Origin of the sequence: Pseudomonas sp. FW305-28 (assembly GCF_017351395.1) — a bacterium.
GTDB classification, from domain to species: domain Bacteria; phylum Pseudomonadota; class Gammaproteobacteria; order Pseudomonadales; family Pseudomonadaceae; genus Aquipseudomonas; species Aquipseudomonas fluorescens_AA.
On record NZ_JACNDD010000125.1, the window covers coordinates 1 to 19641 of the forward strand.

A 19641-nucleotide genomic window follows, 5' to 3' on the forward strand; every position below is an offset into this window, starting at 1 on the left:
TAGTAGAGATTATCGATTTTACCGACACGTTGTTGTTGAACGGGTCGGACACAGAATTTCTTGACGACCATAGAGCATTGGAACCACCTGATCCCATCCCGAACTCAGCAGTGAAACGATGCATCGCCGATGGTAGTGTGGGGTTTCCCCATGTGAGAGTAGGTCATCGTCAAGATTGAATTCCCAGAACCCCTGTCTGCCTCCGCAGACAGGGGTTTTGTCGTTTTGGGCCAGTAATCGGATCGAGCCTCTGATGCCCCGGCAAACCCCCCATGCCGTTGCTATGCTGTGAGAGTCGGGCTCTGGCGACCAAGAGGGCCCACGACGTCACTGGTCATGGGGATTCCAATAATGAAAAACCCTTATGCTCCCGGCTTTTGGTGCGCCACCGCAGCATTGCTGCTGCTTTCGGCCACTTATTTCTATGGCGTCATGCTCACTCATCAAATCGACAAGGCGCTGCTGTTCCTCGATAGCGCGGCAGCGTTGATTGGCGTGATATCCATCGCAATCGTGGCCTGGGCTTCGCTTCAGGGCCAACGCATCAAGAAAAAACACCTCGAGCAAGGCAAGACCCTGGTGCTGATTTGGGACACCAAGGTAGCGTTGCGCCGCGTAGAAACGGTGTTTGACCGTTATTTCTGGGGCAGTTACTGGCAGCCTGGCCGCACATTCCAGGAGGTCATGGGCGAGCTCACCGGTACCCCGCTGGAAAAAAGCCTGGAAGCCCTGAAAGTCCAGTGTGCGGCATTGGACAAGCAGGTCACCCAGGACGGCTGGCACTGGCTCAACAACGCCCGTGAATTGTGCGACGTGGCTAACGCCATGGCCCGGGAGCGCTATCAACTGGACTTTTGCGATTCGCGCGCAGAGTCATCGGGTGCGGCGGTGATCAATCGCGATTTCGAAGTGCTGGTGTACACCTGGACGGCCCGCCTCAAGACTTTCGACCATCAGCTCGATGAGATCGAAGTCCAATATTCGTAGACCACCTCTCAAGAAAACGTTTTTACCCCTATAAACATTGGGCCCGCAGGGGTGCCTGATGGTAATCTCCCCTCCTCTTTGCGGCGTCGAGCCACCCCCTTGACGGGTCAGGGAAGACGACGGCTTTCTTCAACCATGGATATCGATCGGGTCACTCATGAATAAATCAGCAAGCGTACTTCTGGGAATCGTTGTGGCTGTCGGTGCTATCAGCGCGGGTGGCGCCTGGTACACCGGGACCAAACTCGAGGGCGTGTTGAAAAATGCTATTGCCGATAGCAATAAGCAGATGCAGACAGCCTTGTCCGGGTCCAACAGCACAGCCGCCCTGGAGCTGGTTTCCATGGACCGTGGCACATTCAGCAGCACCGCCCACTACCGTCTCAAAGGCGAAGGCGAGATATTCGGCGGCGAGTCGGTCGAGCTGCTCTTCGTCGACCGGATCGAGCACGGCCCACTGCCATTCTCGCGCTTGATTACGCTCAAGTGGCTGCCGGTCATGGCCACCAGTCACACCGCTCTTGAGCGCAATCCGCTGACTGACAAGTGGTTCGCTGCGACCAAGGACCAGTCGCCGCTCAAAGGTGTGGTCAATCTGGGTTACGACGAATCCATCAACGGCACCTATGAGCTGCTGCCGTTGGACACCAAGTTGGATGAGCAGTCCCAGCTCACCTTCTCCGGTCTCAAGATCGACCTGGCCGCCAGCGCCCAAGGCCAGAAGGTCAAGGCCGATGGCTACATGGACAGCTTCAAGTTGACCACCGTTGCCGAAGATCAGACGCCGGTGCAGGTCGAGCTGAATGGCCTGACATTGGCCAGTAACCTGAGCAAAAGCTCATACGGTTACTACATGGGTGACAACACCCTGCTGATGAGCAGCACCAAGGCCACGTTTGGTGAGCCGAAGTCGGTGCTGGGCCTGAAGAACTTCGAAATGAAGAACAGCAGCAGCGAGAACGGCACCAGCGCTTCGGGGCGTGCCGACTACAAGATCGGTGAGTTGTCGTTCAACGACAAGACCATTGGGTCGGCACAGATGGCGGTCAGCCTGAAGAACCTGGACATCCCGGCCACCATGTCGCTGATGCAGATCTACCAGACCAAGCTGCAGCCCTACGAAAAAGCGGCCGCCGAAGCCGCTGCAGCCGGTGAGCCGACGCCAGAGTTGAGCCTGACCGAAGCTGAGGAAGCCCAGGTCAAAGCCGATCTGGAAAAACTCTTGGCCGGTGCTCCGCAGGTGGCCTTGGAAAATCTGTCGTTCAGTACCGCCAACGGTGAAAGCCGTGCCAGCCTGATCGTTGATCTGACCAAGCCGCAGTCCATGGACCTGCCGCCGGAGGAATTGGGACGTCAGTTGCTCGCCCTGCTGGATTTCAATCTCAAGGTTTCCAAGCCGATGCTGGTCGACCTGATGACCGTGCAGGCACAAATGGAAGGCCAGACGGATGCCAAGCTGATCGCCGATCAAGCCACCGCTACCAGCGATATGTTCAGCGCCATGGCCGTCGGCACTCAATTGGCGACCCTTGAAGGCAACGACGTTGTCACCAAGTTGCACTACGCCAACAACCAGGTCGATTTCAATGGCCAGAAAATGACCGTTGAACAATTCTCGGCATTTGTGATGAGCAAACTGGGCGGCGGCGTCGCCATCCAGTAAGCCCGTTCAAGTCACACCCAAGACCCGGCCCGTGCATGACGCACGGCCGGGTTTTTTTATGCCCACCGATCAGCCCTGGGCCGAAATCTGTATCGATTCTGAAGAATTGTGGCGTTCCTGAAGATGACCCATCTGAGAGTGCAAGACTAGGCCCATTAGAGCTTGGCTGGATTCCTTTGATCCGGCTTCCTGTTTGATGGGCAAGGGGGCACTGCGACCCGGCTGGCCATGTAAGGATGCTGACGAATGCCGCGTACTGTGGGTCCTTTTGTTCAACGTGGTTTGCGCCCGTTGTTTCGCGTCGCGCTGTGCAGCCAACTGTGCTGGCCGATGCTGGCGTTTGCCGATACCGTCTATGACCAAATGGTGCTCGACGCCCGTGCCGGCCATTACACGCCTGCGCTGACTGCGTTGCGCCAGGTACCGGCCGGCCAGGCCAGCGCCGCGCAGATCAGTGATCACCTGCAGATCGCCAGCTGGGCCGGCCTCGATAGCGAGGTGGTGTCGGTTTATGAGACCCAGGGCCGCAATCGAGCGCTGCCCGTCCAGGCGCTGACCGCAACGGCTCGTGCCTACCGCAACCTCAAGCGTTGGGATTCGGCGGCGGAACTGTATCGCCAGGCCTTGGTGATCGATCCCCAGAACCCCGACTTGCAACTTGGCCTGGCCTTGACCCAGGCCGATGCAGGCCAGCCCGACGAAGCCGTCACCCGCGCCAAGGCCCTGGTCGCTGCCAAGCCGACAGATCCGGTGCGTCGACTGGCGCTGGGTTATGCCTTGACCCGTGCCAACAGCCCCCACGAAGCGTTGTTCGAATACGACCAGGCCTTCATGCGCGCCGGCAACAGCCCAGAGGTTGCGCGTGAATACATCTACGCCCTGCAACGCGCACGGCTGCCAGAGCCGGCGCTGCGCCTGGCGCGCCTGCAGCCGGGGCTGATCGACCGTGGCGTGCAACGACGCCTGGAGGGTGACGTCGCCGCTGAGCGGGTGCGCCTGGCGGACATGGCCAGTCGCAGCGAACAGGAGCGCTTCGTCATTGCCGACCGCGCCCTGGCCGACTACGACAAGTTGCTCGCCACCTGGACCCCGGTGACCGAGGCCCATGACGACGTACTCCGTTGGCGCATCGATCGCATGGGCGCGCTCAATGCCCGCGCCCGTCGAGCAGAAGTGATTGCCGAATACCAGAAGCTGATCGCCGAGGGCGTGAGCATTCCCACTTATGCCCTGCGCTGGGTGGCCTCTTCCTATCTGGAACAGCGTGAGCCGGAGATCGCCGTCGAGCTGTACCGCCGGGTCCTGACCGCGCCGGATGCCGATCCCGCGGAGCGTTTTGAAGACAGCACCGCGCTCTACTATGCGTTGCTGGAGAGTGAAAAGTCCGAAGAGGCCCGTGCACTGGCCGAAGACATGGCGAAAGCCCAGCGTCCGCGCATCGAACTCAAGGGCCTGCCGATCGGCAACCCCAACGATGAATGGATGGACGCCCAGCAACTCGCCGCCCAGGCCGGTACTTATGGCGCCGACTTGCCCTCTGCCGAAACGCGCCTGGAAACCTTGGTCAGCCAGGGCCCCGGCAATACTGGCATGCGCCTGGCCCAGGCCGATCTGTACCAGGCCCGCGACTGGCCGCGCCGTTCGGAAAACCTGCTCAAAGAAGTCGAGGCGACGATTCCGCGCAACCGTGACCTGGAAATCGCCCAGGCCCGCGCCGCCATGGATTTGCAGGAGTGGCGGCAGCTGGATGCACTGACCGACGACGTGGTCGCCCGCTACCCGGAAAACGCCCATGTCAAACGTCTGCAGCGCCAGCGCGAGGTACACGACATGGCCGAGCTGCGCATCGAGGCCTACACCGGCAAGAGCTATGGCGGGGGTAACGGTGACGCCGGTGCAGTCACTGGTAGCCGGGACTTTGGTATCGAAACGCTGCTCTACAGCCCGCCTATCGATGAAGACTGGCGGTTGTTCGGCGGTGCCGGCTACGCCACCGGTGATTTCGAGGAAGGCACCGGCCACCACCGTTGGCAGCGCCTGGGCGTGGAGCGTCGCACCCGGGACATGACCCTGGAGGCCGAGGTCTCCAATCACTCGTACGGCTCCGGTGACAAACAGGGCGCGCGCGTGGCCGTGGCCCGAGACATCGACGACCACTGGCAATACGGCGGCAGCCTGGATTACCTCTCGGCCAATACCCCGCTGCGGGCGCTCAACAGCGGCATCCGCGCCAACGGCGGGAGTGGTTTCGTCCGCTGGCGGGCCAATGAAAGCCGCGAGTGGCGACTGGCGCTGAGCCCATCCCATTTCAGTGACGGCAACAACCGCCTCGAAACCCAGCTGACCGGCCGCGAGGGCATCTACAGCACCCCGCGCCTGCAAGTGGAGCTGGGTCTGGAAGTCGGCGCCAGCCGCAACAGCGGTTCCAACGAAGTGCCCTATTTCAACCCGAAAGCGGATTTCAGCGTCATGCCGACCGTGAGCGCCAACCACGTGTTGTATCGCCGCTACGAAACCACGTGGAGCCAGCAATTCCAGGTCGGTGCCGGTACCTACAGCCAGCGTGACTACAGCACCGGGGCCATGGGATTGCTCGGCTACGGCCAGCGTTTCATCTGGAACGACGTGCTGGAGGCAGGTGCGGCGCTGAGTTGGCTCAACCGCCCCTACGACGGCGATCGCGAAAGCGATTTGCGCCTGCTTGTCGACCTCACCTATCGCTTCTAGAAGAGTTTGAAGATGCCTGTCATTTCGCGATTCATCCTCCTGCTGGGAGTCTTGCTGATCAGCGCTTGTGCCCAGCAAGCCCCGGCGTTCACGCCGCCTTCGCAGCGTCCGCTGGCGGCCAACGACGCCCCGTGGCCGAAGAACCATGTGCTCGGCATCGCCTACCATGATGTCGACGACCGAGACCCGGACCAGGCGCTGGTGGCCGTGCGTACCGAGCGGCTGATCGAGCAACTGGCGTGGCTGCGGGAAAACAACTACCAGCCGGTCACGGTGGACCAGATCATCACGGCCCGCAATGGCGGCCCGGAACTGCCGCCCCGTGCGGTGCTGCTGAGTTTCGACGACGGCTACTCGAGCTTCTATACCCGCGTCATGCCCATCCTGCGTGCCTATAACTGGCCGGCCATCCTGGCTCCGGTCGGCAGTTGGGTCGATACGCCGCTGAACCAGACGGTGGATTTTGCCGGGGTGCCGCGCAAGCGTTCCGAGTTCCTGACCTGGGAGCAGATTCGCGAGGTGTCGAAATCGGGCCTGGTGGAAATCGCCGCCCACACCGATGCCAATCACAAAGGCATCCTCGCCAACCCGCAAGGCAACCAGCAACCTGCGGCGACGACCCGGCGCTACGATCCGGCCACCGGTCGCTATGAGACCGAGGCCGATTTCCAGGCTCGCCTGCGCAAGGACGTGGCGGCCATTTCCGAGAAAATCCGCAAGGTCGCCGGTTATAGCCCGCGCGTTTGGGTCTGGCCTTACGGTGAAGCCGACGGTACTGCGTTGCAGGTGATTGGCAGCGAGGGCTATCAAATGGCCCTGACCCTGGAGGACGGCCTCGACAGCCTGGATAACCTGATGAGTGGCCCACGCTTCCTGGTAGCGTCCGATCCGGATGGCGCCCATTTCGCCGAAAGCATCGTCTCGGTGCAGACAATGGACCCGATGCGCGTGGTGCATGTCGATCTGGATTACGTCTACGACCCGGACCCGGTGCAGCAGGAAGCCAACGTCGGCAAGTTGGTCCAGCGCATTTCCGACCTGGGCGCCAATACGGTGTTCCTGCAAGCCTTTGCCGATCCCAAAGGCGATGGTCTGGTGCACTCGTTGTACTTCCCCAACCGTCACCTGCCAGTACGGGCCGACCTGTTCGACCGTGTCGCCTGGCAACTGCGCACTCGGGCCAACGCCAAGGTCTATGCCTGGATGCCAGTGCTCAGTTTTGCCTTGGACGCGAAGTTGCCACGGGTACAGCGCTGGGATCCGGAAACCGGCAAGACCGGCGTCGCCCCGGACCAATACGTGCGCCTGTCGCCGTTCGACCCGAACGTGCGCAAGGTCATCGGCGAGCTCTACGAGGACCTGGCGCGGATGAGTTCGTTGGATGGCGTTCTGTACCATGACGACGCGGTGTTCTCCGACTTCGAGGATGCCAGCCCCGCGGCCCTGAAAGTCTATGCCGCCCACGGTTTGCCGACGTCCATCGCCGCCTTGCGGGACGATCCTGCGGCGATGCAACGCTGGACCCGTTTCAAGAGCCGCTACCTGATCGACTTCACCCATGAGCTGACCGCCAAGGTCCGGGCGATTCGTGGTCCGCAGGTGCTGACGGCGCGCAATATCTTTGCCGAACCGATGCTCAACCCGCAAAGCGAAGCCTGGTTCGCCCAGAACCTCGACGATTTCCTCGGCGCCTATGACTGGACGGCACCGATGGCCATGCCGCTGATGGAAAAGCAGACCCGCGCACAGTCCGGCCCATGGTTGGAACGTCTGGTCCAGACCGTCAAAAGCCGGCCCGGTGCACTCAAGCGCACGGTGTTCGAGTTGCAGGCGCGAGATTGGGACAGCCAACCGGTGACCGACATCGACGGCGAACTCCTGGCCGACTGGATGGGGCGCCTCAAGCGCCAGGGCGTGACCAGCTTCGGCTACTACCCGGACAACTTCATCGAAGACCAGCCCGCCGTGAAAACCGTGCGGCCGGCGCTCTCCAACAAGTGGAATCCTTGACATGCTCGACAGACTGCTCGCCCTGCTGGTGCTGGCGATCGTCCTTGGGGTGCCCCTGGGCCTGATCTTCCTGGTCACCGGGCAATTCCTGATGGACTTCGTGTTCTTTTACCCGCTGTTCATGTCCGGGCTGTGGATTGCCGGTGGCCTGTATTTCTGGCTGCACTGGGAACGCCACTGGCCGTGGAAGGACGACACCTTGCCACCGCCCCTGGCGGGCGAGCCGCTGATCAGCATCCTGATCCCGTGCTTCAACGAAGGCGACAACGTTGCCGACACCATTCACGCGGCGCTGGGGCAGCATTATCCGAACATCGAAGTCATCGCCATCAACGACGGCTCCAAGGACAACACCGCCCAGATGCTCGATCAACTGGCGACCGAAGACCCGCGCCTGCGCGTCTTGCACCTGGCGGAAAACCAGGGCAAGGCTGTGGCCCTGCGTATGGGGGCCATCGCGGCGCGCAGCGAATACCTGGTGTGCATCGACGGTGACGCGCTGCTGGCGCCGAACACCTGTGCTTACCTGGTGGCGCCGATGCTGGACAACGCCCGCCTCGGCGCGGTGACCGGCAACCCGCGCATCCGTACCCGCTCGACCTTGATAGGCCGGGTCCAGGTTGGCGAGTTTTCCTCGATCATCGGCCTGATCAAGCGGACCCAGCGGGTCTTCGGGCGGATCTTCACCGTGTCCGGCGTGATCGTTGCGTTCCGTCGCACCGCCCTGCACCGGGTCGGCTACTGGAGCCCGGACATGATCACCGAAGACATCGACATCAGTTGGAAGCTGCAACTGGACCACTGGAGCATCTTCTACGAGCCGCGCGCGCTGTGCTGGATCCTCATGCCCGAAACCTTGCGCGGCCTGTGGCGGCAACGCCTGCGCTGGGCCCAGGGGGGCGCCGAGGTGCTGTTCAAGAACATCCGTGGCATCTGGCAATACCGCCATCGCTACCTGTGGCCGCTGCTGTTCGAATACTGCCTGTCCACCGGCTGGGCGTTTACCTTCCTGCTGTCGGTGATCTTCTGGGGCGCCGGCAAATTCGTCGAAATGCCAGCGGCCATCGCCGTGGATCACCTGATGCCGCCAGCCTTCACCGGCCTGTTGCTGGCCGTGGTGTGCCTGCTGCAGTTCGCGGTGAGCATCCTGATCGATCGGCGCTACGAAAAAGGCCTGTGGCACATCATGTTCTGGGTGGTCTGGTACCCGTTGGTGTTCTGGCTGATCAGCCTCTTCACCACCCTGGTGAGCTTTCCCAAAGTGCTGTTCGGGCAGCATCAGAAGCGTGCGCGCTGGATCAGTCCGGATCGCGGTATCAAACCGTTCGATGATCAGGAAGAGGAAGTGATCCGATGAAAATTGTCAGGACCCGGCAACGACCTTTTCTGGTGGTCATCGATGCGCTTTTCACCGTGCTGGCGTGGGTGGGGCTGTTGTATTTGCTGGTCAACGGACTGTGGCCGCTGCTCGACAGCCAAGCCGGCCCGCGCCTGGGAGGGTCGCTGTTCGACACACTGGGGACTTTGCAGGTCTATGGGTGGATCGCGTTGGTCAACGCGGTGCTACTGATTACCTGGGCGCGTTATCAACAGCGCAAAAGCCGCAGCTTCGCCCAGCGCCGACTGCCGGCGCCAGTGGTGGATGACCAGGGCTTGAGCGCCAGTTTCAAGTTGACCGGCGAGCGCCTGGACACGCTGCGCCAGCCCGGCTCGAAGATCATCCACAACAACCAGGACGGTGACATCAGCCATGTCGTGCCGCATTTCCACTTGCTCAGCCCGGATTTGCAGCCACCGCCCCTGGCGCCATTGGAGCGACCACGGGTTATCCACTTGCCGGCCGATCAGTCTGTACATTGATGCAAGCTGACCCGCCGCCATCGCGAGCAAGCTCGCTCCCACAGAGGGATTGGGGTTGTGGCGGATATTTCGGTCAACACAAGACAAAACTGTGGGAGCGAGCTTGCTCGCGATGGCGTCGCGTAAGCCACATTGAAGTGACTGATCCACCGCTATCGCGAGCAAGCTCGCTCCCACATGGATTTGGGGTGTGGGGCAGATCTACGACGAGAAATCCCGAACCAGCCGCCACGCCTCGTCCACCGGCAACGGTTGCTTCATGCGCTGGGCCAGCGCTGCCATGGCCCGGCCTTCATCGCAGGCCACGGCGGCGGCGACGAGGCCGTCCTTGCCCAGCAGGGCGATAAAGGGCGGATGCTCGGGCGTGCCCTTGAATTCCACCTCGTCCCAATGTTCAGCGTGCCCGAGGTAGTCGTAGCGTTTGCCAAAGTGATAGGTCCAGAAAAACGGCACGTCCAGATAGCGCTCGTCGCCGCCGAGCATGTTCGCGGCGGCGATGCGCGCCTGTTGCTGGGCCAAGCGCCAATGCTCGATGCGCACAGGCGTGCCGTTGAGGGGGAACGTCGCGATATCGCCCACGGCCCATAAGCCATCAGCCACACGCATGCCAGCGTCAACGGACAGCGACTGGTCCTGTTCCCGTGGCAACCCGGCAAACGGCTCGGTGGCCGGGTGCACGCCGATGCCGACGATCACCAGGTCCGCAGCCAAACGCTGGCCGTTATCCAGCACCACGGCTTCGACCTTGTGCGTGCCCTCGATCCGTGCCGCTTCGCCGTCGCTCTGGTACGCCACGCCGTTGGCCCGGTGCCGGGCCAGGATGGCCTGGCCGACGCTCTCGCTCAATTGCGCGGCGAATGGCACCGGGTGTCGGGCCAAGACGGTGACGCTCAGCTCGCGCTTGCGCAGGGACGAGGCCACCTCCATGGCGATGAAACTGTCGCCAATGATCACCGCCCGCTGCCCTGGTCGCACAGTGTCGAGAATCTGCCGGGCATGGGCGATCGAACGCAGCACGAAGACTTGCGGCAAATCGATGCCGGGCAGCGCTGGCGTCTTCGGCTCCCCGCCGGTGGCAATGAGCGCGGCGTCATAGTCCAGGCGCCGGCCATCGGCGAGCTGGATTTGCCGGGCACCGGGGTCCAAATGGGTGACCTCGCCGTGGAGCCTTTCGATGCGTTGCTGGGTGAAATAAGTTTCATCGCGCAGCGGTGCCGTCTCGTTGACCGGCATGTCGCCGGCCAATACATATTTGCTCAGCACCGTACGGTCGTAGCCGGCTTCGGCTTCGCGGTCGATCAACAGGATCCGGCCGCCAAACCCCTTCTCCCGCAACGCCGCCGCGCAAGCCGTGCCCGCCGCTCCGGCGCCGATGATGACAAAGGTGCGCGCGTCATCGGCCGGCGGAATTTTATCGGCCGGCAGCGGTTGGTCATCGACCCAGACGTCATCGCCGCGCACTTCGACGTGATAGCGCGCCAGGCTGTCGAGGGCTGGCGGCTCGCACAGGGCGCCGTCCTCAGCCCGGAACGCCGCCTTGTGCCACGGGCAAATCAGCCGTCCATGACACACCGCGCCCTTGGCCAGTGGGGCACCGGCATGGGGGCACTTACCCTGAAATGCGCGTACCTGATCGCCTGAACGCAGCAACAGGATGGACGTGTCGTGGATTTTGACTTCGAGGCCGTGGTCTTCGCGAACATCGGCGAAACGGGCGACTTGATGCAGAGACATGAGCGTTCTCCGGCAGGCGTTTCCCTTTGGAGTCGAGGGCCGGAACGAGGTTCAGCATAATTGTCACTGCACCCTTGGCGAAGCTGCGGCTATAGTTCGCAAGCCGTCCATGGCCAGACACGCACAAGGTGCCCCGGTATGACTCGATTGAACATTCTCACCCCTTGGCTGGCGGCCGTCGCCCTGGTGCTGTGCGCACAAGGGGCAGCCCAGGCGGAGGAGCGTTTTACCCTCAGTATCCCCGGCGTGTCGGACGACCGCCTCTTCACCGCGGCGGCGGCCAGTGACGCCAACACCTGTGGTGGCAAGAACATTTCCCCGGCCTTGAGCTGGAACGCCGGCCCACCGGGCACCCTCAGCTACGCCATCGTCATGTTGGACCCGGACGGCCAGAGGGGCCAGGGTGTCGACCACTGGATCCACTACGGCATCAAGGCCACCACCCGGCAGATTCCAGCGGGCGCCGGAACCAAGTCCTCGTTGGAAGGCATGAGCGGCATCAACAGCAAGAACACCCACGGCTACATCGGCCCTTGCCCGCCCATCGGCGACAGCGCTCACCATTACCTGATCCAGCTCTTCGCCCTGGACCTGCCGCCGGAAGCCTTCCCCGCCGGCCTCACCCGGGCCCAACTGATGGAAAAAATCAAAGGTCACGTCCTGCGCAACAGCAGCGTGGTGCGCCGCTACCACCGCTGACCCGAACAGCGCAAACCTCTGGGGTGAGGGGATTTATCCCCGCGGGGCTGCAAAGCAGCCCCCGCCACAATGGCGCCGTCCAGACACAAAATTGGCGTCACGCGCCAAAAGCGAGCACTATCGAGCCCCTGTTCACTCATGCCGGAGGATGGCGATGACGCAGAAACCCGACGGCATCGCCCGCCTCCTGAACTGCCCCACCAAGGGCGACGAAATACGCCGGGCCATTGCCCAGAGCCGTAAGGATTTCCTGCCTGCCGACGAGGCCGAAGACGCCGAGCCAGGCCAGCCACCGGTTCAACCGGTGGACACTGATCGCGACGACTGAGCCGTCGCCCTCTTTCAACTTATCGTTCAAATCCGCCTATGACTGCCACCCCTGTTCCACCCGGTGACCGATTCAGCCGATCCGATTACAAGACCCTGGGCCTGGCCGCCTTGGGCGGCGCGCTGGAGATCTACGATTTCATCATCTTCGTGTTCTTCGCCCTGACCCTCAGCCAGTTGTTCTTCCCGCCGGAAATGCCCGATTGGCTGCGCTTGCTGCAAAGCTTCGGGATTTTTGCCACCGGCTACCTGGCTCGCCCCTTGGGCGGCATTCTCATGGCGCACTTTGCCGATCGCCTGGGGCGCAAGCGAGTGTTCAGCCTGAGCATCCTGATGATGGCCTTGCCATGCCTGCTCATCGGGGTGATGCCCACCTACGCACAAATCGGCTATTTCGCCCCGTTGTTGCTGCTGGCGCTGCGTATCCTGCAGGGCGCGGCCGTGGGCGGCGAAGTGCCAAGCGCCTGGGTATTCGTGGCTGAACACGCGCCGCTGCATCATCGCGGCTATGCCCTGGGTTTCCTCCAGGCCGGCCTGACCTTCGGCTACCTGTTGGGCGCCCTGACCGCTACGGCGCTGGCGCGGATCTACACGCCGGCGGAGATTCTCGATTACGCCTGGCGCCTGCCGTTCCTGCTGGGGGGCGTCTTCGGTGTGATCGGCGTCTGGCTGCGCCGCTGGCTGAGCGAAACGCCGATCTTCATGGCCCTGCAAGCCGATCGCGAAGGCGCTGCGGAATTGCCGTTGCGCACGGTCCTGCGCGACCACCGCCAGGCCTTGCTGCCCGCCGCCATCCTGACCTGCGTGCTGACCTCTGCCGTGGTGGTGTTCGTGGTCATCACCCCGACCGTGATGCAGAAAAGCTTCGGCATGACGCCCAGCCACACCTTCGCCCTGAGCAGCCTGGGCATCGTCTTCCTGAACATCGGCTGCGTCCTGGCCGGTCTCATCGTCGACCGCATCGGCGCCTGGCGCACCGTCATGCTCTACAGCCTGCTGCTGCCCCTGGGCATTGCCGTGCTCTACGCCAGCCTGATCAGCGGCAGCGCCTGGCTGGGCCTGGCCTACGCCGTGGCCGGCCTGGGTTGCGGTGTGGTCGGCGCGGTGCCGTCGGTGATGGTCAGCTTGTTCCCGCCGAAGATCCGCGTGTCGGGCATCTCGCTCACCTACAACATCGCCTATGCGCTATGGGCCAGCATGACACCGTTGATGCTGATCGCCCTGGTGCCGTGGAGCCCGTGGGTGTGCGTGGGGTATTGCGTGGTGATGGGCGCGGTGGGCGTGGCTGCGGCGGCGTATTTCCCGGGACGGCATGGCAAGGCTGCGCAGCCGTCATTGGCCTGTGAGTCCTGATCCGGCTGTTCAAAGACGCTCGCGCAAAAAATCCACAAAGGCTCGGGTTCGTGCCGAGCGGCGTCGGTCGAGACTGAACACGGCGCTGATGGGCAGCGCCAGCGGTTGGTAATCGGCAAGCAGGGGGCAGACGGTTCCCTGGCGGACATCGGCTGCGAACAACCACTGCGGTGAAAGCGAAACGCCCAGGCCCGACAGCACCATTTCCCGGATCGCCTCGCTGCTGTTGCAGGTGACGTTGCCCTTGATCGTTACGCTGTGCTGTCGGCCATCCTGCTCGAATCGCCAGACGTCGTAATGCTCCAGCAGCGTGAATGCCAAACAGTTATGGCGGGCCAGGTCGGCCGGTTCGAGGGGCGTGCCGTGCTGTTGCAGATAAGCAGGAGATGCGTACACCCGGCGCGGGCTATCACCGAGGGAAATCGCCACCAGCTCTTCGTTTTTCACCACGCCGATGCGAATGGCAAGGTCAATGTTTTCCTTCAATACATCTTCGTTCTGGTCGCTCAGCCTCAAGTCGATACGAAGCTGTGGGTGACGCGCCAGGAACTCGCCCACCAGGGGCGCAATACACAACCGGCCGAAACTGACGGGCGCCGCCACCCGCAGAAGGCCGGCGATCTGTTCCTGGCCACTGGCGAAACTGAGCCGCGCGGCGTCCACGCTGGCGAGTATGTCCTTGCTCTCGGTGTAGAAGCGCTGTCCCTGATCGGTCAGCGCCAGATGGCGAGTGCTGCGGGCGAACAGCGCCCCGCCCAGATGTTGCTCCAATGCACGGATCTGTTTGCTCACCGCCGGTTGGCCCAGGTTCAGCTCCCTGGCGACCGCCGAGAACGAACCGCGCTCCACCACGCGCACGAACACCTGCATTGCATCGAGCAGATCCATCAGGATTTGGCCTCTGTCTGGAATAAATCCTATCCATTGTTGCTCACTTATCGGAATGCGTCTTCGCTCGCATGATGAACCTGCCCACTTATTGGAGGTTTACCGTCATGAACAACACCATGTTCGCCGCCGTTGCCGAAACCGCTCAGGCGCCGCTGATTGTCCGTTCCATCGCCCGTCCCGTTCCCGGCAAAGGCCAGGTATTGATCAAGGTGCATGCCGCCGGAATCAACCCGCTGGATACCAAGATCGCGGCGGGAGGCGGTGCCCATGCACGCCAGCCGTTGCCCGCCGTATTGGGGATCGACCTGGCCGGGACGGTGGTTGAGCGGGGCGAAGGCGTGGATGACTTCGCACCTGGCGACGAGGTATTCGGCATGGCCGGCGGAATCGGCGGGGCGCAAGGCGCGCTGGCCGAGTACATCGCGGTCGATGCCCGCCTGATTGCGCCCAAGCCCCGCTCATTGAGCATGCGCGATGCGGCCGCCTTGCCACTGGCATTCATCACGGCCTGGGAAGGATTGGTAGACCGCGCCAACGTCCGGGCCGGGCAACAGGTGCTGATTCATGGCGGCGCGGGCGGCGTCGGCCAAATGGCCGTGCAAATCGCCAAGGCCCGGGGCGCCGAGGTCTACGCCACGGGTTCGGCCAGCAGCCTGGATTTCATCCGCGAACTGGGCGCCTCAGCCATCGACTATCGGACCCAGGACACTGACAGCTACGTGCGCCTGTACACCGATGGCGAAGGCTTCGACATCGTTTACGACACCGTTGGTGGCTCGACCCTGGATGCTTCATTCAACGCGGTAAAAACCTACACCGGCCATGTGCTCAGCTGCCTCGGTTGGGGCCAGCACAGCCTCGCGCCGTTGTCGTTCCGGGGAGCGAGCTATTCCGGAGTGTTTACATTGCTGCCGCTGCTGACCGGAAAGGGACGCGAGCACCATGGCCAGATTTTGCGCGAGGCAGCCGCATTGGTTGAGGCCGGAGTGTTGCGGATCAAGGTGGATCAAACCCGGTTTGGCCTGGGGGAGGTCAATGAGGCCTTTGCGCAGGTAGCCGAGGGGCGTGGGAAAGGAAAAACCGTGGTGGAAATCGGGGCTGAGTGAGGTGGGTCGCAATACTGTCCAAGGTTGAAATGATCTGTGGCGAGGGGCTTGCTCCCGCTTGAGTGCGAAGCACCCATGCAAGGGCCGCTTCGCAGCCCGGCGGGAGCTGGCTCCCTCGCCACTGTGACGCCAACGGGTGGTGTTACAGCAACCGCCGCTGCACCGCCTCTTCCAACGTACTACGTGTCAGCGCCTGCACCACGTCGCGGGTGTCCTGCTGGAACGGAATGCCAAAGATCAGTACCAAGTGCATCCAGGTGCGCACCGATTCACTCTTCTGCACGCGCCCCAGTTCCTTGCCGTCCTTGTCCTTGAACACCGTTTCGAGGGTGAAGGTGTTTTCGGCCGTGGACGGGATCACGAAGAAGGTCGCGCCGGTGATGATGGCCGAGGCCATGCTGAACTGCTCGTTGTTGCTCAAGGTGGCTTCGGCGTAGATGTCCGACTCGACCTTGTCGGTGCTGACCCGCGCGAAGCGTCCGGAGTCGCGGAACGTCTCGGCCACGGAGGTTTCCCACGCGGTGGCCTGGGCGCCCGAGGCGGCAACGGCCGGGCCGCTGTTGACCTGGTTCTGCGCGGTGGTGCGCACGAAGGCGCTGGGTTTGGCCGCTGGCGTGGCGGCGGCTGGCGGCCAGGTCTTCACGTCGGGCAATTCGTGTTGCGAGTAGGACACGCAACCGGTCAGCAGGACGGCGGCCAGTACCAGGCTGTGTTTGATGAAACCCATCATGTGTTGCTCCTTATTGTTTGGCCAGGCGCGCGGTGGCGGTGTCCAGCAGTTGTGCGACCAACTGATTCAGCTGTTGGGCGCCCATGGTCGGCGCCCAGTATTCGCGGCCGTACAAACCAACGTTGCGCTCGAGCTTGACCTCTTCCTTGGCCGCTGCCAGTTCCTTGCCGTCGCGGTCGACGATCTTCAGGTTGCCGGCGACATCGAAACTGTCGACGTAGATCGGGCCGTTCACCCAGATCCAGATCGTCAGGGTCAGCAACGCGCCGGGGAAGTAGCCTGGGTGCGGGGCGCGATGGCCCTTGAGGGAGGTCATGTCGAACTTGAGCAGTACGTCATTCTCGCCCAGGCGCGTCGGGTATTCGGTGACCTGCTTGAAGTAGCCGCCGGTCTGTACGTACTGATTGAGCTGGGCCGTGAGCGAGCGGCTGATGGCCGTGCGGGTCGCATCGTTGACATCGGGTGCAGTCACGGCGACATCGGCGATTTGTGCGATACGCGGGCTGCTCACGGGAGCAGGGTGCTGCGGGGCGCCCACCGGGCCGGTGACGGTGTAGGACACGCAGCCGGTCATCGATAGGGTGGCGACCAGGGCGCTGGCCTTGAGGAGCGTTTTGAACACGGAATGTCCTTATAGGGTTGATGGCACTTTAGTGTCTCGACTCGGGGGGCGGTAACTTGAGGGAAAACCGCAAAGGTATCAAGGGGCTGTAGAGGAAAATGGCGAGGGTTGTCAGCCGCCGGAAAAATAATTTCGACCGGTTAACCCGAACCGCGCGTGCCTTGCGTCTGAGCCTGTGTACGAATCATTCATTCACGAGGTTCAGCCCATGTCCCGTCCATTTCCCTTTATGCGTCCTGCTGCCCAAGGCTTCGCCGTGACTTTGCTGGTGGCGTTGGCCGGTTGTGGGTTGTCTTCCTCCCGAGAGGCTGCCCAGCCCTCCGAACCGGTGCCTGTGGCGCCCAGCGTGGTGCCGCAAGGCGAGATCGCCCAAGGGCCCCAGTCGACGGTCAAGCGCATGCTCATGAAGCCGGCATCAATGCCCGCTCCCAGCGTTGCGAACGATGCCATCGCCGCGGGTTACCGTGCCGAACCGCGTGAACAGTACGAAAAGTTGCCGGACAACCCCATCCATAGCGTGGCCGAAACACCCGTGTCGACCTTCAGCGTGGATGTCGATACCGGCAGCTATGCCAATGTGCGACGGTTCCTCAACCAAGGTAGCCTGCCGCCCGAAGGGGCTGTGCGATTGGAGGAAATGGTCAACTACTTCCCTTACGCCTACGCCCTGCCCAGCGACGGTTCACCTTTTGGCGTGACCACCGAGGTCGCCCCCTCACCGTGGAACCCCCACACCCGTTTGCTGCGCATCGGCATCAAGGCCAGTGACCGCGCCGTGGCGGACCTGGCGCCGGCCAACCTGGTCTTCCTGGTGGACGTTTCCGGCTCCATGGACCGTCGCGAAGGCCTGCCGCTGGTCAAGAGCACGCTGAAACTGCTGGTGGACCAATTGCGCGATCAGGACCGGGTGTCCCTGGTGGTCTATGCCGGCGAATCCCGGGTGGTGCTCAAGCCCACTTCGGGCCGCGACAAGGCGGCAATCCGCAACGCCATTGATCAACTCGACGCCGGTGGTTCCACCGCAGGTGCCTCGGGTATCGAACTGGCCTATCAGATGGCGCGGGAGAGCTTCATCGCCAAAGGCATCAACCGCATCCTGCTGGCCACCGATGGCGACTTCAACGTCGGTGTCAGTGATTTCGACAGCCTCAAGCAGATGGCGGTGGACCAGCGTAAAAGCGGCGTCTCCCTGACGACCCTGGGCTTCGGTGTGGATAACTACAACGAGCACCTGATGGAGCAATTGGCCGACGCCGGTGACGGTAACTACGCCTACATCGACAACCTGCTCGAAGCGCGCAAGGTCCTGGTGGACCAGCTCAGTTCCACCCTGGCGGTGGTCGCCCGGGACGTGAAGTTGCAGGTGGAGTTCAACCCCGCCCAGGTCAGTGAGTATCGACTGCTGGGCTATGAGAACCGCGCATTGACGCGTGAGGATTTCAACAACGACAAGGTCGACGCAGGCGAGATCGGCGCCGGGCATACGGTGACGGCGTTGTATGAAATCGTGCCGAAGGGGGCGCCGGGTTGGTTGGAACCGCTGCGCTATGCCAGCACGCCCAAGTCGCAGAGCACGTCAGGCGAATTGGCGATGTTGCGCGTACGCTACAAGCCGGCCGAGGGCGGAAGCAGTCGATTGATCGAACATCCCATTGCCAGCGTGCAGAACGACCGCAAGCCCAGCGATGACCTGCGTTTCTCGGCCGCTGTTGCCGCCTTCGCCCAACAGCTCAAGGGCGATGGACGCTACACTGGGACGATGACCTTGAAGGACACTGCGCAATTGGCGCGCTCGGCCCGCGGTGATGATCCGTTTGGGCTGCGCTCGGAGTTTGTGCAGTTGGTGGAACTGGCCCAGAGCCTTGAGCCTGCGGCCAAGCGCTGAGCCTGACTACAAACGAGGATCATCAATGTGGGAGCGAGCTTGCTCGCGATAGCAGTAGACCGATCATGTTCGTCATTGACTGATCCGACGCCATCGCGAGCGAGCTCGCTCCCACAGGGGTACGTTGTTGTCTGCCAGGACTGTGTTGCAATGACCGGAAAGGAGTTCGCCCCCCACATGCCCGCTGCGCTTGATTCTCCCAGCGACGAATCGCTGCTGGCCCGCTACCGCAATGGCGACGGGGCTTCTTTCGAAGTCCTGTACGCCCGTCATCGGCAAGGGCTTTACCGTTTCCTGCTGTCCTTGAGCAACAAAGCCGAGCTGGCCGAGGAAGTTTTCCAGGACACCTGGCTCAGCCTGATTCGCAGCGCCACCCAGCCACAAGGCCGGGCGAGTTTTCGTACCTGGTTGTTCCAGATTGCCCGCAACCGCTTGATCGACCACTGGCGCAGACAGGGTGTCCACAACCCGCTGCACGACAGTTATGACGAGCAACTGCACGTCCAGCCCGACGACACCGGCAGCCCCGAGCAACAGCTGAGCCTGAGCCGCGACCAGGCGCGTCTCGACGCCGCATTGCAGGCCTTGCCCGAGGATCAGCGAGAGGTCTTCCTGCTGCGCCTGCATGGCGACCTGGAGCTGCCACAGATTGCCGCCCTGACCGGTGCCCCGCTGGAAACGGTCAAAAGCCGCTTGCGTTACGCCCAGCAGAAATTGCAGCGACTGCTGGCCGAGGAGGTACCCGCATGATCGACGCCAAACACACCCCGGATCCCAACGACGAAGTGCTGATCGAGCATTTCCGCCAACACACCAGCGGCGAGCCGCCGGCCTCCCTGGACGCCTTCATCCTGGCCACCGCCCGTCGCGAAGCACCGACACCCACGCCAAGCCTGTGGCAACGCTGGCTGCAAGCCTGCCAACGGCCGCGCTGGCAAATGGCATTCGCCACGGTCGCCGGCGTGGCGCTAATGATCGGCCTGGTATTGCGCTCACCCGTGCCCCACGAGGAACTGGCCTCACCCGCCTCGATGGAGTTTTCCGCCG

At 62.6% G+C, this 19641-nt stretch carries 16 protein-coding genes, 1 rRNA gene and 1 pseudogene; 14 read left to right on the forward strand and 4 right to left on the reverse strand.

The genetic code is table 11. The annotated features are described in order from the left end of the window. The first annotated feature begins 59 nt into the window (after window positions 1–59). From rrf to pgaD, 7 genes are all read left to right on the forward strand, one after another. Window positions 60–175, forward strand: a 5S ribosomal RNA gene (gene rrf / locus J4E53_RS23425). 176 nt (window positions 176–351) lie between these two features. Further along, entirely contained in the window at window positions 352–987 is a 636-nt protein-coding gene (locus J4E53_RS23430) for a hypothetical protein (RefSeq protein WP_060739785.1), read from the forward strand. 157 nt (window positions 988–1144) lie between these two features. Next, complete coding sequence (locus tag J4E53_RS23435) at window positions 1145–2650, forward strand: YdgA family protein (protein ID WP_103310341.1); 1506 nt, start codon at window positions 1145–1147, stop codon at window positions 2648–2650. Between the two features lie 246 nt (window positions 2651–2896). Beyond that, window positions 2897–5377: a poly-beta-1,6 N-acetyl-D-glucosamine export porin PgaA gene (gene pgaA / locus J4E53_RS23440; protein ID WP_103310342.1), complete on the forward strand. Its 2481-nt coding sequence runs from the start codon at window positions 2897–2899 to the stop codon at window positions 5375–5377. Window positions 5378–5389: 12 nt separating this feature from the next. Then, entirely contained in the window at window positions 5390–7387 is a 1998-nt protein-coding gene (pgaB, locus tag J4E53_RS23445) for a poly-beta-1,6-N-acetyl-D-glucosamine N-deacetylase PgaB (protein WP_103310344.1), read from the forward strand. A gap of 1 nt (window position 7388) precedes the next feature. Then, window positions 7389–8744 carry a poly-beta-1,6-N-acetyl-D-glucosamine synthase gene (pgaC, locus tag J4E53_RS23450; RefSeq protein WP_103310345.1) on the forward strand — a complete coding sequence of 452 codons (1356 nt, stop codon included), beginning with the start codon at window positions 7389–7391 and terminating at the stop codon, window positions 8742–8744. After that, window positions 8741–9247 (forward strand): poly-beta-1,6-N-acetyl-D-glucosamine biosynthesis protein PgaD, encoded by a 507-nt coding sequence (gene pgaD / locus J4E53_RS23455; protein WP_060739780.1) that lies wholly within the window; start codon window positions 8741–8743, stop codon window positions 9245–9247. The genes pgaC and pgaD overlap by 4 nt, the downstream gene beginning before the upstream one ends. A gap of 201 nt (window positions 9248–9448) precedes the next feature. On the opposite strand, the gene J4E53_RS23460 is transcribed toward pgaD, so the two are convergent. Next, window positions 9449–10981, reverse strand: coding sequence for an apoptosis inducing factor family protein (locus J4E53_RS23460; protein ID WP_103310347.1), 1533 nt, complete (start codon window positions 10979–10981; stop codon window positions 9449–9451). 138 nt (window positions 10982–11119) lie between these two features. Between J4E53_RS23460 and J4E53_RS23465 the strand changes: the two genes are divergently transcribed. From J4E53_RS23465 to J4E53_RS23475, 3 genes are all read left to right on the forward strand, one after another. Continuing rightward, entirely contained in the window at window positions 11120–11680 is a 561-nt protein-coding gene (locus tag J4E53_RS23465) for a YbhB/YbcL family Raf kinase inhibitor-like protein (RefSeq protein ID WP_060739778.1), read from the forward strand. A gap of 154 nt (window positions 11681–11834) precedes the next feature. Next, the gene (locus J4E53_RS23470; RefSeq protein ID WP_163006770.1) at window positions 11835–12008 is read left to right on the forward strand and encodes a hypothetical protein; all 174 of its coding nucleotides are present in this window, start codon (window positions 11835–11837) and stop codon (window positions 12006–12008) included. 38 nt (window positions 12009–12046) lie between these two features. Continuing rightward, window positions 12047–13360: an MFS transporter gene (locus J4E53_RS23475; RefSeq protein ID WP_103310348.1), complete on the forward strand. Its 1314-nt coding sequence runs from the start codon at window positions 12047–12049 to the stop codon at window positions 13358–13360. Window positions 13361–13369: 9 nt separating this feature from the next. Here J4E53_RS23475 and J4E53_RS23480 read toward each other — a convergent pair whose 3' ends face one another. Further along, window positions 13370–14248 (reverse strand): LysR family transcriptional regulator, encoded by an 879-nt coding sequence (locus J4E53_RS23480; protein ID WP_103310350.1) that lies wholly within the window; start codon window positions 14246–14248, stop codon window positions 13370–13372. A 107-nt stretch (window positions 14249–14355) separates the two neighbouring features. Here J4E53_RS23480 and J4E53_RS23485 point away from each other — a divergent pair, with 107 nt between their 5' ends. Beyond that, window positions 14356–15357 carry a zinc-dependent alcohol dehydrogenase family protein gene (locus J4E53_RS23485; protein WP_103310352.1) on the forward strand — a complete coding sequence of 334 codons (1002 nt, stop codon included), beginning with the start codon at window positions 14356–14358 and terminating at the stop codon, window positions 15355–15357. A gap of 142 nt (window positions 15358–15499) precedes the next feature. Here J4E53_RS23485 and J4E53_RS23490 read toward each other — a convergent pair whose 3' ends face one another. Both J4E53_RS23490 and J4E53_RS23495 read right to left on the reverse strand, forming a co-directional pair. Beyond that, window positions 15500–16087, reverse strand: a complete 588-nt coding sequence (locus J4E53_RS23490) for a hypothetical protein (protein ID WP_060739774.1) — start codon at window positions 16085–16087, stop codon at window positions 15500–15502. 10 nt (window positions 16088–16097) lie between these two features. Next, window positions 16098–16709: a hypothetical protein gene (locus J4E53_RS23495; protein WP_060739773.1), complete on the reverse strand. Its 612-nt coding sequence runs from the start codon at window positions 16707–16709 to the stop codon at window positions 16098–16100. A gap of 208 nt (window positions 16710–16917) precedes the next feature. Between J4E53_RS23495 and J4E53_RS23500 the strand changes: the two genes are divergently transcribed. The 3 genes and pseudogenes from J4E53_RS23500 to J4E53_RS23510 form a co-directional block, all read left to right on the forward strand. Then, the gene (locus J4E53_RS23500; RefSeq protein ID WP_103310353.1) at window positions 16918–18594 is read left to right on the forward strand and encodes a VWA domain-containing protein; all 1677 of its coding nucleotides are present in this window, start codon (window positions 16918–16920) and stop codon (window positions 18592–18594) included. Between the two features lie 177 nt (window positions 18595–18771). Continuing rightward, complete coding sequence (locus tag J4E53_RS23505) at window positions 18772–19344, forward strand: RNA polymerase sigma factor (RefSeq protein WP_060739771.1); 573 nt, start codon at window positions 18772–18774, stop codon at window positions 19342–19344. Further along, window positions 19341–19641 (forward strand): annotated as a pseudogene (locus J4E53_RS23510) (hypothetical protein); the annotation flags it as partial. The gene J4E53_RS23505 and the pseudogene J4E53_RS23510, both read left to right, overlap by 4 nt.